Annotated in this window: 15 protein-coding genes; 9 read left to right on the forward strand and 6 right to left on the reverse strand. The window is 57.4% G+C overall.

Annotation, left to right across the window (positions count from 1 at the left end):
- Window positions 1–86: 86 nt before the first annotated feature.
- From DW082_RS01785 to DW082_RS01795, 3 genes are read right to left on the reverse strand one after another with little or no spacing between them, the layout of a single operon-like run.
- Window positions 87–1,184: an endonuclease/exonuclease/phosphatase family protein gene (locus DW082_RS01785; protein WP_118457048.1), complete on the reverse strand. Its 1,098-nt coding sequence runs from the start codon at window positions 1,182–1,184 to the stop codon at window positions 87–89.
- Complete coding sequence (locus DW082_RS01790; RefSeq protein ID WP_228385747.1) at window positions 1,174–2,241, reverse strand: glycosyltransferase family 9 protein; 1,068 nt, start codon at window positions 2,239–2,241, stop codon at window positions 1,174–1,176. The genes DW082_RS01785 and DW082_RS01790 overlap by 11 nt, the downstream gene beginning before the upstream one ends.
- A 1-nt stretch (window position 2,242) precedes the next feature.
- Window positions 2,243–2,845: a DUF4254 domain-containing protein gene (locus tag DW082_RS01795; protein ID WP_055202660.1), complete on the reverse strand. Its 603-nt coding sequence runs from the start codon at window positions 2,843–2,845 to the stop codon at window positions 2,243–2,245.
- 94 nt (window positions 2,846–2,939) lie between these two features.
- Here DW082_RS01795 and DW082_RS01800 point away from each other — a divergent pair, with 94 nt between their 5' ends.
- The 4 genes from DW082_RS01800 to DW082_RS01815 all read left to right on the forward strand — a co-directional run bounded on the left by DW082_RS01800 (window position 2,940) and on the right by DW082_RS01815 (window position 6,535).
- Window positions 2,940–3,923 (forward strand): glucosaminidase domain-containing protein, encoded by a 984-nt coding sequence (locus tag DW082_RS01800; protein WP_118457050.1) that lies wholly within the window; start codon window positions 2,940–2,942, stop codon window positions 3,921–3,923.
- Between the two features lie 50 nt (window positions 3,924–3,973).
- Window positions 3,974–4,663, forward strand: a complete 690-nt coding sequence (locus DW082_RS01805) for a hypothetical protein (RefSeq protein ID WP_101571844.1) — start codon at window positions 3,974–3,976, stop codon at window positions 4,661–4,663.
- 74 nt (window positions 4,664–4,737) lie between these two features.
- Entirely contained in the window at window positions 4,738–5,493 is a 756-nt protein-coding gene (locus DW082_RS01810; protein WP_118457052.1) for a DUF1080 domain-containing protein, read from the forward strand.
- Between the two features lie 214 nt (window positions 5,494–5,707).
- Window positions 5,708–6,535, forward strand: a complete 828-nt coding sequence (locus DW082_RS01815) for a sugar phosphate isomerase/epimerase (RefSeq protein ID WP_055202666.1) — start codon at window positions 5,708–5,710, stop codon at window positions 6,533–6,535.
- Window positions 6,536–6,613: 78 nt separating this feature from the next.
- On the opposite strand, the gene galE is transcribed toward DW082_RS01815, so the two are convergent.
- Genes galE through DW082_RS01830 form a run of 3 tightly spaced genes read right to left on the reverse strand, consistent with a single transcriptional unit; the run spans window position 6,614 to window position 9,878 of the window.
- A complete protein-coding gene (gene galE / locus DW082_RS01820; protein WP_055202668.1) occupies window positions 6,614–7,639 on the reverse strand; it encodes a UDP-glucose 4-epimerase GalE in 1,026 nt (341 codons plus the stop codon).
- Window positions 7,640–7,654: 15 nt separating this feature from the next.
- Window positions 7,655–8,947, reverse strand: coding sequence for an ABC transporter permease (locus DW082_RS01825; protein ID WP_101571850.1), 1,293 nt, complete (start codon window positions 8,945–8,947; stop codon window positions 7,655–7,657).
- Complete coding sequence (locus DW082_RS01830; RefSeq protein ID WP_101571852.1) at window positions 8,940–9,878, reverse strand: ABC transporter ATP-binding protein; 939 nt, start codon at window positions 9,876–9,878, stop codon at window positions 8,940–8,942. The genes DW082_RS01825 and DW082_RS01830 overlap by 8 nt, the downstream gene beginning before the upstream one ends.
- A 347-nt stretch (window positions 9,879–10,225) precedes the next feature.
- On the opposite strand from DW082_RS01830, the gene DW082_RS01835 reads away from it, so the two are divergent.
- From DW082_RS01835 to DW082_RS01855, 5 genes are read left to right on the forward strand one after another with little or no spacing between them, the layout of a single operon-like run.
- Window positions 10,226–11,080 (forward strand): type I phosphomannose isomerase catalytic subunit, encoded by an 855-nt coding sequence (locus DW082_RS01835; protein WP_259335458.1) that lies wholly within the window; start codon window positions 10,226–10,228, stop codon window positions 11,078–11,080.
- A gap of 30 nt (window positions 11,081–11,110) precedes the next feature.
- Entirely contained in the window at window positions 11,111–11,551 is a 441-nt protein-coding gene (locus DW082_RS01840) for a dCMP deaminase family protein (RefSeq protein ID WP_055202678.1), read from the forward strand.
- Between the two features lie 32 nt (window positions 11,552–11,583).
- The gene (locus tag DW082_RS01845) at window positions 11,584–12,651 is read left to right on the forward strand and encodes a DUF4435 domain-containing protein (RefSeq protein WP_118457054.1); all 1,068 of its coding nucleotides are present in this window, start codon (window positions 11,584–11,586) and stop codon (window positions 12,649–12,651) included.
- Between the two features lie 3 nt (window positions 12,652–12,654).
- The gene (epsC, locus tag DW082_RS01850; RefSeq protein WP_055202682.1) at window positions 12,655–13,476 is read left to right on the forward strand and encodes a serine O-acetyltransferase EpsC; all 822 of its coding nucleotides are present in this window, start codon (window positions 12,655–12,657) and stop codon (window positions 13,474–13,476) included.
- The gene (locus DW082_RS01855) at window positions 13,473–15,434 is read left to right on the forward strand and encodes an LTA synthase family protein (protein ID WP_118457055.1); all 1,962 of its coding nucleotides are present in this window, start codon (window positions 13,473–13,475) and stop codon (window positions 15,432–15,434) included. Before epsC ends, DW082_RS01855 begins: the two co-directional genes overlap by 4 nt.
- The last annotated feature ends 25 nt before the right edge of the window (window positions 15,435–15,459 follow it).

A 15,459-nucleotide genomic window follows, 5' to 3' on the forward strand; every position in this document is an offset into this window, starting at 1 on the left:
AACGGCAACAAACTTTTTATTTCCAGAACCCAAAGGTAGTTTTTTTTACGGATTCAGGCAACGAACTGTGAATTATTTCACACAAATTATTGCGAGCCCGCGCCGGCGGTATTTTCGAACACAACCCTCATCACGACCGGATTGTGATCGCTCGACCGGAAACCGAGCGGCAGCGTACGCACCGACAGGACACGGACGCCCGGAGAGACCAGAAAGAAATCGGTCAGCGTCGTCTGCGGCCGCTGCCGAGGTTCCCCGTCTTCCGGAACCGGCGTCCACGGAGCGTCCAGGTAACGCAGCGAAGGCGCGGAATCGTCGTACGCGAACCGGAATCCCGGCCCGAAAACCTGCGAATCGACCGCCTGAGGCACGAAAAATTCGTTGGAAAGTTCCTCCGGAGAAGGCGTATATCCGGGCGGATACTGATTCCAGTCGCCGCCGACCACCGAAACGACTCCGCGCGCGGCATCCCGTCGCAACATCCCGCCGAGAAAACGCATTTCGGCATCGCGCATCCCACCGGCATCGTAAGCCGTATTATGCGTATTGCCGATCAGCACCGTATCGCCGCCCGCCGTCCGGAACTGCAAGGCCAGCAAGCAGCGTTTCAGATTGAACAACCGCACCGGAAACGGAAAGGCCGACGGATACTGCACCCGTTGAGCTTGTAGCGGAACGACCCGCGAAAGCGTCACGAGCCCGCTCCCGACGCGTCCCATCGGACTTCGGAGCGGAATAGGCACCCACCACGCCCGGTAATTATAAGCGAACGACAGCACGTATCCCGGAAAAGCTGCGCGCAGCGAATCCACCTCCCGGATTCCGTAACTACGGTGCGAATCGCAGTCCACCTCCTGTAACAGCATGATATCGGCGTCCGCTTTCCGGAGCTCGGCGACGATATTCCGCAGGTTCTCCAACGTTCGCCGCCGGCTGTCCCTGACCCGCTTTCCGCCGTCGTAGAAAAAATCCATGTCGTCGCCCAGGCCCGCATACCCGACATTCCAACTGAGGACGGTCAGCGTATCGGGCAGAAAAACGGGTTCCGCCGTGTCGTAGATCACCGTTTCCCGGACGTCGGGCCGGTACTCGGCGATCCACGATACGCCCAAAAATAGGACTGCCGCGACACAAATCGCGGCCGCCGCCCAAACCGTTGCTTTAAAAGTTTTTCTAATCCGCATTCCCGGAAGGTATTTCCACGCCCAACCGACCGCATACCCGGCTTACGATCATCCCGGGCGTAATCTGACGCATACACCGGTAATCTCCGAACAGGCAGGGTTTGTTGCCGTACACCGAACAGGGCCGGCACGGCATATCGACTTGAACGGCCAGCGCCGGGTCCTGGCCGAAACCGTAAAATCCCGCGAACGGATGGGTCGCCCCCCAGACGGACACCACCGGCAGCCCGACCAACGACGACATGTGCAGCCCCGAAGAGTCCATGCTCACCATCAGATCCAGGTTCGAAATCAACTCCATTTCCTGACCGAGACGGATGCGCCCGATCACCGATACGATATTGTCCCGCAGCGCAGCCACCTCTTCGGCATACGCTTTTTCGGCATCCCCGCCCCCGAAAACGAAAATACGTGCGCCGGGAATACGGGCCAGCCGCAGCATCACCTCGCGCATCTTGTCGAGCGGATAAATTTTCCCTTCGTGCTGTGCGAAAGGCGAAACTCCGATCCATGTGCCGTCATGCGCGCCGGCCAACCGGGCCACCGCTTCCGACATCGGGTAACGAATGCGGCTCGGAAGAGGGATCTCGGGCAAATCGAACCCGAGCCGGACGAATACTTCGCGGTAACGTTCGACGGTCGTCTTCAATTGCACCCGCTGCTTGTTTTCCGGAGCCGTCAGCATTTTTTTTTCGGCCCGCCCTTTATCGATACGTTCGATCCGGGTGCCCCGCAGTTTCATCAGACGGCACAACCCCTTGCTGCGCAACACGTCGTGCAAATCGGCAACCATATCGAAACGGCCCAAATCGCGCCCCAGTCGCAACAGGCCGGCCACTCCCTTGTGCCGCCCTTTCAGATCGGGCGCGAAAAACTCGATGTTTCCGACTTCCCGGAAAAACGGCTGCAAAAATTTCGGAGTCAAAACGGTAATGCGCAGATTCGGATAGTTTCTGCGCAGGGCTACCAGTACCGGAGCGACCATCGCCACATCGCCCATCGCCGACAAACGGATCACCAGCAAACGCACGGAAGTCGACCGAGAAATTACCGCCATGTTATTTCGACGCGTACAGAACCGGATTCAACTCCGGATCGTTATACATTTTCATCTGTTTGTAAACCTTCATGTACTTACGCCCCGCGGCGATATCTTCGAGCAACTGGTCGATCGCCGCGGACAGGTCGTCCTGCTGCTGCCGCAGTACGGCCAGTTTTCGGCCGCACTCTTCGACATGTTGCAGTGATACATCTTTACGAGCCACCTCCTGCGCCATGTGATAAATTTTCAGCGCGAGAATCGACAAGCGGTCGATCGCCCAGGCCGGACTCTCGGTATTGACCGTCGCATTTTCCGCTACGGGAACGTCCTTATACAGATCGAGAAAATAACTGTCGATGTATTCCACCATGTCGGTGCGCTCCTGGTTCGAACGGTCGATGCGGCGCTTGATTTTCAGCGCGATTTCCGGATCGATGTGCGGATCGCGGATGATGTCCTCCAGGTGCCACTGAACCGTGTCGATCCAGTTTTTCAAATACAACAAATATTCGATCGACCCGTTTTTATAGGGATTGTCGATCGGCATATCCACCTTGTCAAAACGATGATAATCGGCAATGGCTTGTGAAAATATCTGATTGCTTTTTGTCGTAAACATAGGTTTTCCGTTAAAGTTATATACAAAGCTAAAGATTTTTGCTCAAATTCCAAGAAAATATTATTTTTGTCGGAAGCATTTACCGAACCCCGATATGAAGAATCTCAGACAAATCGTTCTGACTTTCGCGTTGCTCGCCGTCACGACCGCGTCAGCCGAAGGACAACAAAAACTGACCCGCGAGGCCTATATCCAGAAGTATAAACCGCTGGCGGTCGAACAGATGGATATTTACGGCATCCCGGCGAGCATCAAACTGGCCCAGGCGCTGTTCGAATCGGACAACGGCAACAGTCGTCTGGCCCGCGAGGCCAACAACCATTTCGGCATCAAGTGCAAAAGCAACTGGACAGGGCAGACCATCTCGCATACCGACGACGCCCCGGACGAATGTTTCCGCAAGTACCCTTCGGTCGAGGAATCGTACAGGGATCATTCCGAGTTCTTGGACAAATCGGCCCGGTATCAGGACCTGTTCAAACTCGACCCCACGGATTATAAAGGCTGGGCCCACGGATTGCAGAAGGCCGGTTACGCCACCAACCCGCAATACGCCCAGCAACTGATCAAGATCATCGAAGATTACCAGCTCTTCCTGCTCGACGAAGGACAAGACGTCCGCATCGCGGAGAACGCCGCCCCCGTCGAAGAGCCCGTCGCAGAACCGATTCCGTCGGCGTCGCCCGCAGATATGGTGGACGTGGACAATTATTCGGTATCCATCCAGGGACGCAACGGCGGCCATACCGTGTACCGCAACAACGGCAGCCTGTTCATCGTCGTGCGCGACGGCGATAAGCTGGAAAGCGTAGCGTCGGAATTCCGGGTATCGCCCAAGAAGCTGATCAAATACAACGACCTGGACATCCATTCGAACGTCAAAACCGGCGATATGATCTACATCCGGCCGAAAGCCAAACGCAGTTCGAACGGCAAGATGATCCACGTAGCCCGCGACGGAGAAACGCTGCACAGCATTTCGCAAATGTACGGCATCCGACTGAAGAGTCTGTGCAACATCAACCGCCGCAGCCGCGATTCGCAGGTGACCGAAGGCCAGCAGATCCGACTCATGTAAATACGACGAAACCCAAAATACCAAACCTTAACGATAACCTTAGCAAAATTATGGACGGTGACCCTGGCAGTATACGAAACGGCATCATCGAAAAACTGAGTAACAAAGCCTCGCTGAACCAGCAAGTGTTCGACAACACGTTCTCCGTGTTCGGCAACCTGAAAGAAGTCCTGCACGAAATGTCGTCGGAAATCGACGATACGCTCGAAGAGGCGGGCAAAGAGGCGCGGATCGAATACCGCGACCGCGGAAAATTCGAAGCGCAGTTGCAAATCGCAGACGACATCCTGATCTTCAGTATGCACAGCAACGTCTTCGAATTCAACCGCGAGCACATCATTTGGCAGAACTCCTACGTGCAACAGGCCCGCGAAAACTCCTACTGCGGGATGATCAACATCTACAACTTCCTGTCCGATTCGTTCCGGTACAACCGAAGCGCCGACGAAGGATACCTGATCGGACGGATCTTCATCAACCGCGAGATGCAGTATTTCGTCGAGGGGAAACGCCAGATCAGCATGCGGCACAACAGTTTCGGCACGCAGCGGATCGACCGGGCGGCGCTGCTGAACATCATCGAGAACGCGATCGACTATACGGTCGACTTCGACCTGCTGGTTCCGCCGTACGACGCGGTGAAAGTGGTCACGGTAGACCAACTCAATACCAAGATCGAGAACTCGAAAATGCAGACCGGCAAACGACTCGGATATAAATTCAATTCCGACGATATTTAACGGCACGGATATTTCCGTGTAAACTAACCCGTGCACGGGCACACTTGAGACCCGCGCACCCAAACCGATCCAAAATGACAACGATTTCGCTCTCGCTCCGCCACGCGGCGGGCAAAACGTTTTTTGCGGCCTGTATAGCCGCTTTCTGCTGGATGCCGGAACCGCTCGGCGCACAATCCCCGTTCCCGGACGAAAACGTACCGGAAACCGGGTTCACGGCCATTTTTGACGGCAAAACGCTGGACGGCTGGGAATACGACCCGGTTTACTGGCGCGTCGAAGGAGACCGCATGGTCGGCGAAGTGACGCCGGAAACGCTGTTGGAGCGCAATTCGTTCATCGTTTGGAAGGGCGGGACGCCGGCGGATTTCGAACTGAAAATGGAATACCGGGTCTCCCCGGAGGGCAACAGCGGAATCAACTACCGCAGCGTGAAAGTGCCCGGCGTCGCACATGCGCTGAAAGGATACCAACTGGATATCGACGGCCCCGGCCAGTGGACGGGACAGAATTACGAGGAACGCGGCCGCACCTTTCTGGCGCTGCGCGGACAGGCGACGCAGGCCGAACCCGGAAAAAAACCGCACGTAATCGGCTCGACCGGAGACAAAGACGCCCTTTTCGCCGAAATCGACCGCGACGGCTGGAACGCGTGCCACGTGATCGCCAAAGGCAACACGCTGATCCATCTGATCAACGGAAAGGTGATGAGCATTGTCGTGGACGACGATCCGCACGAACGCACCCGCAAAGGACTGATCGGTATGCAGGTGCACGTAGGCCCCCCGATGAAGATCGAATTCCGGAACATCCGGCTCAAAACACGTTAACGCATCCGCAACGATTCCCCAAAACCCGCGCTATGAAAATCTCTCCGGTTATCCCCGCACCGTCTCCTGCCGTAACGATGACGGCGGGCGATCGTACCGGTTCCGAAGCGCTGCTCCCGATTTTCCGAAAAACGGAAAACGGAAAGTCCGGGCCGAAGGGTTTGTCCCGATCCCCTGAACCCGATTCCCGAAAACCTTAACCAATCAAATAATCATGAAAAAAATCAATTTCATCACGTTATTTTCCGCCGCGGCGCTGCTGCTGGGAACGTGCACGGCATCGGCCCAATTCGTAACGAAACACGGCTCGGAAGATTTCAAAATCGGCGTCGCCGGCTTTTCGTTCCGCAATTTCAACATCGACGAAACCCTGAAGATGATGAAGCAGATGGGAGTCAAATACATGAGCGTAAAAGATTTCCACCTGCCGATGAACAGCACTGCCGAACAGATGGAAGCCTTCAAGGCGAAGCTGGCGGCAGCCGACGTGAACGGCTACATCCTCGGCCCGATCTACATGAACTCGAAAGCCGACGCAGACCGCGCGTTCGAATACGTGAAACGCTACGGCGCCGACATTTTCATCGGGGTTCCGGCCTACGAGCTGCTGCCTTACGTCAACGAAAAGATCAAGGAATACAATGTCCGGATGGCGATCCATACGCACGGCCCCGATACCCAAACATTCCCGGACGCCGCCGACGTGATGGCGCACATCAAAGACCTCGACCCGCGCATTGGGATCTGCATCGACCTGGGACACACGGCGCGCTTCGGAGCGAGCTGCGTGAACGACCTGAAAAAGTACAAAGACCGCATCTACGACATCCACATCAAGGACGAGACCGAAGCGTCGAAAGCGGGCCAGACCTGGGAAATGGGACGCGGGATCATGGACATTCCGGCAATCGTCAAAACGCTGCGCAAGATCGGCTATACCGGAGTGGTCAGCCTCGAATTCGAAAAGGACGGCAAAAACCCGCTGCCCGGCGTGGCCGAATCGATCGGCTACCTGCGCGGAGTCTGCGACGCCACCAAATAGCGAACCGTACTTCTCCAGCGAACGAAAAAACCGCCGCATTCTCATGCGGCGGTTTTTTCGTTTTCGAATCCCGTCCCTCTACTTCATCCCGCGCAAGTGCTTTTCCCAGGCCCAGGCCGAAGCGAGCGTCTCCTCGATCGGACGCGTGGCTTTCCACCCCAGTTCCCGGTTCGCAAACGTGGTATCGGCCCAGATCTTTTCGATATCTCCGGCCCGGCGGCCGACGATCTTGTGCGGCACTTCGACTCCGGTGACTTTTTCGAACGTTTCGACCAGTTCGATCACCGAACGCCCCCGACCGGTGCCCACGTTGAAAAACTCGTAATTCGACCGGCTCTTGCCGCCGACCATCCGGTCGACCGCCACCACGTGCGCGCGGGCCAGGTCGACCACGTCGATATAGTCCCGGACGGCCGAACCGTCCGGCGTATCGTAATCGTCCCCGAAAATACTCAGGCACGGCCGAATCCCGGCGGCTGTCTGCGTAATGAACGGAACGAGGTTGCCAGGAACCCCTTTCGGAAGCTCCCCGATCAACGCCGACGGATGCGCCCCGATCGGGTTGAAATAACGCAGCGCGATGCCGTACAGCTCCCCGTACGCCGCCGCCGTGTCGCGCAGGATATCTTCGCATATCTGCTTGGTATTCCCGTAAGGCGATGTGGCCGGTTGACGCGGGGTCTGCTCGGTCACGGGCAGCACTTCGGGTTGCCCGTACACGGTGCACGACGACGAGAAAACGATGTTGCGGACGCCCTTTTCGCGCATCAGTTCCAGCACGTTCACCAGCGACAGGATATTGTTGCGATAATACAACAGCGGTTTTTCGACCGATTCGCCGACGGCCTTCGACGCCGCGAAATGAATGACCGAATTGAATTTGTACTTGTCGAACACCCCGGCGAGCGCAGCCTTATCGTCGCAGTCGACCTGCTCGAACGGGATCTCCGCGCCGGTAATTTCACGCACGCCGTCCACCGCCGCCCGTTCGGAATTCGAAAGGTTGTCGACCACGACCACGTCGTACCCCGCCGCGATCAGCTCGACCGCCGTATGGGTTCCTATATACCCGGCTCCGCCGGTTACCAATACACACTCTTTCATTGGACTACAATTTAATTATCCTTTATATTTTATCCATTTGTACAACTCTGCGAATCCGGGCTTCTTGCCGTACATGAAAATCCCCACCCGGTAAATTTTGCCGGCCACCCACACCATCGAAAGGAAACTGCCGTAAAGCAACGCGACCGACAGCGCCAACTGCCACGCAGGCACTCCGTACGGAATGCGCGCCATCATCACGATCGGCGAGGTGAACGGGATGATGCTGCACCAAACGGACAGCGTCCCGTTCGGGTTCTGCATCGTGGTGAACATCACGACGATCGCGAAAACCAGCGGAATCGTGGCCGGCATCTGCAACTGCTGGGCGTCCTGCGCGTTGTCGACGGCGCTGCCGACCGCCGCGAAAATCGCCGCATAGAGCAGGTAGCCGCCGACGAAATAAACCAGGAAACCGCCGAACAATTTCAGCAGGAAACCGCCGTCGGTTACCTGCCGGATCGCCGCAAGCGTACCGGCGTCCATTTGCGGCACAACCCCGGGTACGGCCGCGCTCCGGATCAACGCGTCGGGCGTCAGCAGGTGCAGGGCGGCCGTTCCCAGCGCCAGGATCAGCGCAACCCAGATCAGGAACTGCACCAACGCGACCGACGCGATGCCGAGGATTTTGCCGAGCATCAGTTCGAACGGCCTGACCGACGAAACGATGATCTCCAACACCCGCGAGTTTTTCTCTTCGATCACGCCGTGCATGACCATCACGCCGTACATGAAAACGAACATGTAGATCAGGAACCCGAACAGATAGGAAGCGGTCATCGACAGGACGCCGGAACTGGCCCGTCGTTCCCCGGTATCGTGCCGTTGAAAAGTCTGCATCGAAACGTCCGTTTTGACCTCCTGCATGATCTGAGACAGGTTCCGGATATCGTGCGCTTCGAGTTTCCGCTTTTCGATAATCCTGCCCAACTGCGACTTCAGATCGTTTTCAACGTCGAACGTCAGGGCTTCTTTCGTATAGAGACGGACATCCCCGGGATCGGACAGAACGTCCTCACCGATAACCAGGTAGTTGTACCGGTTTCCCGGTGCGCCGAGCTCGTCTTCGGACAAGTCGGTAGGCGTCAACTTCAGCAGCGCGCCGCTTTGCAACTGCGGGGCGATCCAACCGCTGCGGTCGAGCACCAGGATCTCCAACTGCCGGCTTCCGCCGACCTTGTTCAGCAGTACCGGCGCCACCATCAGGACGACCATCAACAGCGGCGTCAACACGGTCGTCAGGATAAACGTCCGTTTCCGCACCCGCTGGTTGAATTCGCGACCGATAATCAATCCTATCTTACTCATGGTCGGTTTGTTCAAGTTGTCCGTTGACTGCCCGGATAAAAATGTCGTTCATCCCGGGGATCACTTCCGAAAAGCCGTGCAGTTCGGTTCGTTCGTTCAGCAGCCCGATCAGCGGACGCACGGCGTCCGGCGAGACGAGCCGCACTTCGGCCGTATGATACGGCGCCCCGCGTTTTATGCCGAGCACCGAACAGTAAGGCTGCAGCTCCTGCTGCGACAGCGCCGCCGGGTCGCCCGCGAAATCGATCCGGAAAACGGATTCGCCGTACCGGCGGCGAATTTCGCCGACAGCGCCGCTCAGGACGTTGCGCGAACGGTCTATCAGCGTGATATGGTCGCAGATCTCTTCGACCGACGACATGTTGTGCGTCGAAAAAATCACCGTCGCCCCGCTGTCGCGCAGCGCGAGGATTTCGTTTTTCAGCAGGTTGGCGTTGATCGGGTCGAAGCCGCTGAACGGTTCGTCGAAAATCAGCAAGGCCGGTCGGTGCAATACCGTGATGATGAACTGGATCTTCTGCGCCATCCCCTTACTGAGCTCCTCCACCTTCCGGTCCCACCACTCGGCGATCCCGAATTTTTCAAACCACGCCCTCAGGCGCTCCGTCGCTTCCCGCTTCGAAAGACCTTTGAGCTGCGCGAAATAGAGCGCCTGTTCGCCGACGCGCATTTTTTTATACAATCCGCGCTCTTCGGGCAGGTAGCCGATCCGGTAAATGTCGTCGGGAGCGAGCGGCCGTCCGTCGAAAAACACCCGGCCGCTGTCGGGCGCCGTGATCCGGTTGATGATGCGGATCAACGTCGTCTTGCCCGCGCCGTTCGGCCCGAGCAACCCGTAAACCGCCCCCCGCGGAACTTCCAAAGACACGTCGTCGAGCGCCGTATGAGCGGCGTAACGCTTGGTGACCTGTTCTACCCGTAACAAACACATGGCGGATGCGAGGTTAAAATAATCCGAAAATAATCGCCGGCACGCCTCACGGTATCGGGCTGATTGCCACATAAGTCCGCACTTGCGACCCGCCGCCGCGAACCGGCAGAGGGAACAAAGGTATGAAAAGTTGCCATAATTTGTTAAATTTGTCGTTAAAATTCAGGGCTTTGTCTGCCGTTGCGTTCTCCGTTCCGGGGAACCGTCCGCAGCCGGGCTCGCTAAAACGTTGCGAATGCTGTATCCGTTAAAATTCAGCCTCGGCCGAAAGAGCGTATCTGGGGGGGGCGGCGGCTGTCCGAAAAACTCGGAAAACGGCTGCCCCGGGAGCGTACGATCGGCGAAAGTTGGGAAATTTCCGCCTCGACGGCGACGTATCCGTCGTCGGCAACGGCATACTGGCCGGAAACAACCTCGAAGAGTTGATCGAAGTCTATATGGGCGATCTGGTAGGCGACAAAATTTACGAGAAATTCGGCCTGCAGTTTCCGCTGCTGATCAAATACATCGATGCGCAGGACAAACTCTCGGTGCAGGTGCATCCGGACGACGCCCTGGCGGCGAAACGGTACGGCGGTTACGGCAAATCCGAAATGTGGTACGTCCTGGACTGCGATCCGGGAGCCGAGCTTTACTTGGGATTCGATGGGGACGTATCGCGCGAACGCTATGCGGAACACGTGGAGCGCGGCACGCTACCCGAAATTCTTTCTCGTCCGAAAGTAAGCCCCGGAGACGCATTCTTCATTCCGGCAGGCACGATCCACGCCATCGGCAAGGGAATCCTGCTGGCCGAGATCCAGCAGGCTTCGGACGTCACCTACCGGATTTACGACTGGGGACGCACGGACGCTTCGGGTAAAGGGCGCGAACTGCATACCGACCTGGCCGCCGACGCGATCCGTTTCGACAACGACATCCCGTACCGTATCACCGCCGAACCGCGGACGAACGAAGCGGTTCCGCTGAAAAGATCGCCTTACTTCACCGTCAACCTGATCGGACTGGACGGCGCGGTCGAACGCAACCACGTGGAACGCGATTCGTTCGTCGTCTACATGTTGACCGAAGGACGGGCGACGCTCGGCTGGGAAGGCGGCTCCGAAACCGTCAAAAAAGGCGAGACCCTACTGGTACCTGCCTGCATCGAGGAGGTAACGCTGACCGGACAGGGAAAACTGCTGGAAATTTACATCGAATAAAAACTGAAACGGCATACACGACATCTTTTTATGGGATACCAGGAAGAAAAACAACGTCAGCTCGACATTCGTTACATCAAAATGGCCCGGATCTGGGCCGAAAACTCCTACTGCGTCCGCCGGCAGGTAGGCGCCCTGCTGGTCAAGAACAAGATGATCATCTCGGACGGTTACAACGGCACGCCGGCCGGATTCGAGAACATCTGCGAGGACGAGGCCGGCAAGACCAAACCCTACGTTCTGCACGCCGAAGCGAACGCGATCACCAAGGTGGCCAAATCGAACAACAGCAGCGAAGGCTCGACGCTGTACGTCACGTCGTCGCCCTGCATCGAATGTTCGAAACTGATTATTCAGAGCGGCATCCGCCGCGTAGTCTACTGCGACGACTACCATTCGACCGACGGTCTCGACCTGTTGCAGCGCGTCGGGATCGAAGTGGTGCGGGTGACGCTGCCGGAAGAACGGTAACGCATCGGCCTTTATCCAAACCGAACCCGAATATGAAAAAACGCAGGAAAGAACGGCAGGCAATACGACTCCAGGAACCGGCCAAAACGGTTCCGATGGTTTCCCGTTACGCGAACGGCGCGTATCGGCTGATCCGCGTGTTCGTCGAAGGGTACGACGACGTGGCGTTCTGGCGCAGCATCTTCGACGACTACGAAACCGAGCGGCTGAAGTTCGAAATCAGCGTCCCGTTGCGCGACGACCTGGCAAAAGGCAAAAAAGTCCTGCTGGCGATGATCGACGAGCGCGACCGGGATACGATCCTGTGCATGGACAGCGACTTCGACTACCTGTTCAAAAACTTCAACGACCAGTCGCGGCTGGTGAACAACACCCCGAGGCTGTTCCACACCTACGCCTATGCGACCGAAAATTTCCTGTGCCACCCCCCGTCGCTGCATAAGGTGTGCGTCAAAGCGACCAAAAACGATACGCTGATCTTCAACTTCGAAAAGTTCATGACCGCTTATTCGCGGACGATCTACCCGTTGTTCCTGTGGTACGCCTACTCCGCCCGCCGCAAAAGCGAAAAGGCCTTTTCGTTGCTCGACTTCCGCAGCAGCGTCCGGCTCAACTACCTCGATTTGCGCGACGACGGCGCCGAAACGCTGCACTGGCTCGGCCGTCAGGTCGAAAAGCGTCTCCGAACGTTGGAAGCCAACCATCCGACCTGGATCGGCGAAGTGGCCGCTTTCGGGCGCCATATCCGGCAGTTCGGCGTCGAAACCGACAATGTCTATTTTTTCATGCAGGGCCATACGCTGCTGGACAACGTGGTGCTGATCCTTCTGCACACCGTTTGCGAACGGCTGCGGGACATGACCGTCGAACGGATCACTTCGGGAACCAAGCAGGGCGTGTCATTGAAAAACGAACTGAGCAATTACAACAACTCGTTGCGCAACGTGCGCGAGGTACTGCTCGACAACGAACAGTATAAGGAGTGTTTCCTGTATAAAAAACTGAAAAAAGACATCGAACTGTATATTCAACAACTGATCGCGGAGGACGAAGCCGGCCGTCGGCCGGCCGACGCTCCGTACGATCGGGCAATCAGATAGACTATGGCCGACGTAATCAAGAATTTCCCGTCCCGCCTGCACAAGATGACGCAGGTGTTTTACCGCGAAGTTCCGTCTCAGGTGGCCACGCGCCGTTTCATCGACACGCTGACCAACCTGCTGTTCCCGGTACGGGACAAAAGGAACATCTCGCTGAAGGAAATGGATCTGAAATGGGAGAATCTCCAGCACGATTTCCTGGAGATCATCAGCCCGCTGTGCGCCGACATGGACTGTTGCTGCGAACATCTCACCGAACGGTTTTTCGGCGAAATCCCGCTGATATACACCCGGCTGATGCAGGACGCCAACCTTTACAAAAACTGCGACCCGGCGGCCTACTGCACCGAAGAGGTGATCTTGTGCTATCCGGGATTCTACGCCGTGATGGTGTACCGCCTGTCGCACGTTCTGCACAAACTGAAAATACCGGTATTGCCGCGCGTGATTTCGGAATACGCGCACAGCCAGACCGGAATCGACATCCACCCGGGAGCCACCATCGGGCCGAACTTCTACATCGACCACGGCACCGGGATCGTCATCGGCGAAACGACCGTTATCGGGCGGAACGTCAAAATTTACCAGGGCGTCACGCTGGGCGCCACGTTTGTCGACAAAGAGCTTTCGGGCGTCCGGCGTCATCCGACCATCGAGGACAACGTGATCATCTACGCCGGCAGCACGATCCTCGGCGGCGACACGGTGATCGGCCACGACACGGTGATCGGCGGTAACGTATGGCTCACCGAGTCGGTTCCGCCCCACTCGACGGTCTACTGCAAACCCGAAATCGTCATCAAAGGAAAACGCACGAAAAAATGAACCGGAAAAACGGCAGGCATTTCGACGGATTCTGCCCGGCGCTGGCGCTCGTCCTGAGGTTGGGACTGCTGTACGCGGCGTGGCTGTTGTGCCGCATCGTATTCTTCCTGCAGAACCGGGCCGAAATCGGGCCGCTCGCGGCAAGCGAACTGCCCGGACTGCTACACGGCAGCCTGGTGTTCGACACGGTGTCGATCCTGTACGTCAACTCGCTGTTCATCGTGCTGTCGCTCGTACCGCTGCGGCTGCGCGAACGGCGGTGGTACGGCACGATGTTGTTCTGGCTTTTTTCCGTCGCCAACGCCCTCGCGCTGATCGTCAACGTCTCGGACGGCGTCTATTACCACTACGCGAAAAAAAGGTTCACCTCGGACGAACTCTCCTACCTCGGCAACAACGACAATACCGGAACCGTACTGCTGAAAGCGCTCGCCGAAAACTGGTACGTCGCGCTGTTTGCCGCCGGATTGATCGCCGCCCTCGTCTGGGCCTACCGCCGCATCCGGGTCGCTCCGTCGCGGATCCGGTCGAACACGGCCTACGCGCTGATCCATCTGCCGGCGCTGCTGGTCGCAGTCGGACTGTCCATCGGGGGCATACGGGGCGGATTCAGCCGACAAACGCGCCCGATCACGCTCAGCAACGCCACGCTGTATACCGCGTCGAGTCCGAAGGCGAACCTGATCCTCAGCAACCCGTTCTGTATGCTGCGGACGCTCGGCAACCGCTCGATCGCGTACACCGAATTCTTCGACGACCGGACGCTCGAGGCCATTTACACCCCGATCCACCGGCCGGAGGCCGCTGCGAGCGACTCCCTTGCGTTCGGCGACCGCAATATCGTCATTTTCATCCTGGAAAGTTTCAGCAGCGAACATTCGGCGCTGCTGAATCCCGACCTCTATCCGGACGGGCACGGGTACACTCCGTTCCTCGACTCGCTGATGCGCGAAGGATACTATTTCCAGAACGCATTCGCCAATGGACACAAATCGATCGAGGCGCTGCCCTCGGTGCTGTCGTCGATCCCCTCTTACCGGACGCCGTTCGTACTGATGCCTCAGGCGCTCGCCCCGATGAAGGCGCTGCCGGCACTGCTGGCCGAAAAAGGATACAAAACGTCGTTCTTCAACGGTTCGGGACGCGGTTCGATGGGTTTCGGCGCCTATGCGGCGCAGGCCGGCGTACAGGATTATTATAGCCGCGAGGATTATGAAAAACGGTGCGGCACAGACGATTTCGACGGCTACTGGGGCATCTGGGACGAACCGTTCCTACAGTACATGAGCCGCGTGCTGTCCGAAACGCCTCAGCCGTTTTTCGCATCGGCTTTCACGCTCAGTTCGCACCACCCGTTCGTCGTTCCGGAAAAATACGCCGCGACGCTGCCGGAAGGAAAAACCAAGGTACACAAAGGCGTGGCGTACACCGACCTCGCACTGCGCCGTTTCATGGAGACCTCGAGCCGGGAACCGTGGTACGAAAATACGATTTTCGTCTTCGTAGCCGACCACGTATCGTCGGAAATCTTCGCGCCGAAAACGCTGACCCCGACCGGCAACACGCAAATCATCTGCCTGATCTACACGCCGGACGGATCGCTGCGCGGCGTAAACCGTTCGGTCGCCCAGCAAATCGATCTGATGCCGACGCTGCTCGGGCTGACCGGCTACGATCGGCCCTATTTCGCCTTCGGACGGGACGTGCTGCGCGAAACCGACCGCGAACCGATGGTGTCGAATTATGCGGGCGGAACTTACCAGGGCATTACCGATTCGCTGGTGCTCTTTTTCGACGGAGAACGGACGCTGTCGGCCTACCTACGCAGCGACACCCTGCAAAAAAACGATATTTCGGGAATCCGCACCCCCGCGTTGGAAGCCGCCGAACGCGACCTGAAAGCGCGCCTACAGCAATACTACCGGCATGTGAAACAAAAAGATTATTTAGCCGAATAGAAACATCCGTTATTATTCCCCGAAT

The sequence above is a fragment of the Alistipes sp. AF48-12 genome (assembly GCF_003477565.1).
GTDB lineage: Bacteria > Bacteroidota > Bacteroidia > Bacteroidales > Rikenellaceae > Alistipes_A > Alistipes_A hominis.

Excerpts from the sequence above, each read along its gene's own strand:
- galE (WP_055202668.1), bottom strand. The coding sequence starts at position 7,639 with ATGAAAGAGTGTGTATTGGTAACCGGCGGAGCCGGGTATATAGGAACC.
- DW082_RS01845 (WP_118457054.1), top strand. The coding sequence starts at position 11,584 with ATGAAAAAACGCAGGAAAGAACGGCAGGCAATACGACTCCAGGAACCG.
- DW082_RS01855 (WP_118457055.1), top strand. The coding sequence starts at position 13,473 with ATGAACCGGAAAAACGGCAGGCATTTCGACGGATTCTGCCCGGCGCTG.
- DW082_RS01815 (WP_055202666.1), top strand. The coding sequence starts at position 5,708 with ATGAAAAAAATCAATTTCATCACGTTATTTTCCGCCGCGGCGCTGCTG.
- DW082_RS01790 (WP_228385747.1), bottom strand. The coding sequence starts at position 2,241 with ATGGCGGTAATTTCTCGGTCGACTTCCGTGCGTTTGCTGGTGATCCGT.
- DW082_RS01795 (WP_055202660.1), bottom strand. The coding sequence starts at position 2,845 with ATGTTTACGACAAAAAGCAATCAGATATTTTCACAAGCCATTGCCGAT.
- epsC (WP_055202682.1), top strand. The coding sequence starts at position 12,655 with ATGGCCGACGTAATCAAGAATTTCCCGTCCCGCCTGCACAAGATGACG.
- DW082_RS01830 (WP_101571852.1), bottom strand. The coding sequence starts at position 9,878 with ATGTGTTTGTTACGGGTAGAACAGGTCACCAAGCGTTACGCCGCTCAT.
- DW082_RS01805 (WP_101571844.1), top strand. The coding sequence starts at position 3,974 with ATGGACGGTGACCCTGGCAGTATACGAAACGGCATCATCGAAAAACTG.
- DW082_RS01810 (WP_118457052.1), top strand. The coding sequence starts at position 4,738 with ATGACAACGATTTCGCTCTCGCTCCGCCACGCGGCGGGCAAAACGTTT.
- DW082_RS01825 (WP_101571850.1), bottom strand. The coding sequence starts at position 8,947 with ATGAGTAAGATAGGATTGATTATCGGTCGCGAATTCAACCAGCGGGTG.
- DW082_RS01785 (WP_118457048.1), bottom strand. The coding sequence starts at position 1,184 with ATGCGGATTAGAAAAACTTTTAAAGCAACGGTTTGGGCGGCGGCCGCG.
- DW082_RS01800 (WP_118457050.1), top strand. The coding sequence starts at position 2,940 with ATGAAGAATCTCAGACAAATCGTTCTGACTTTCGCGTTGCTCGCCGTC.
- DW082_RS01840 (WP_055202678.1), top strand. The coding sequence starts at position 11,111 with ATGGGATACCAGGAAGAAAAACAACGTCAGCTCGACATTCGTTACATC.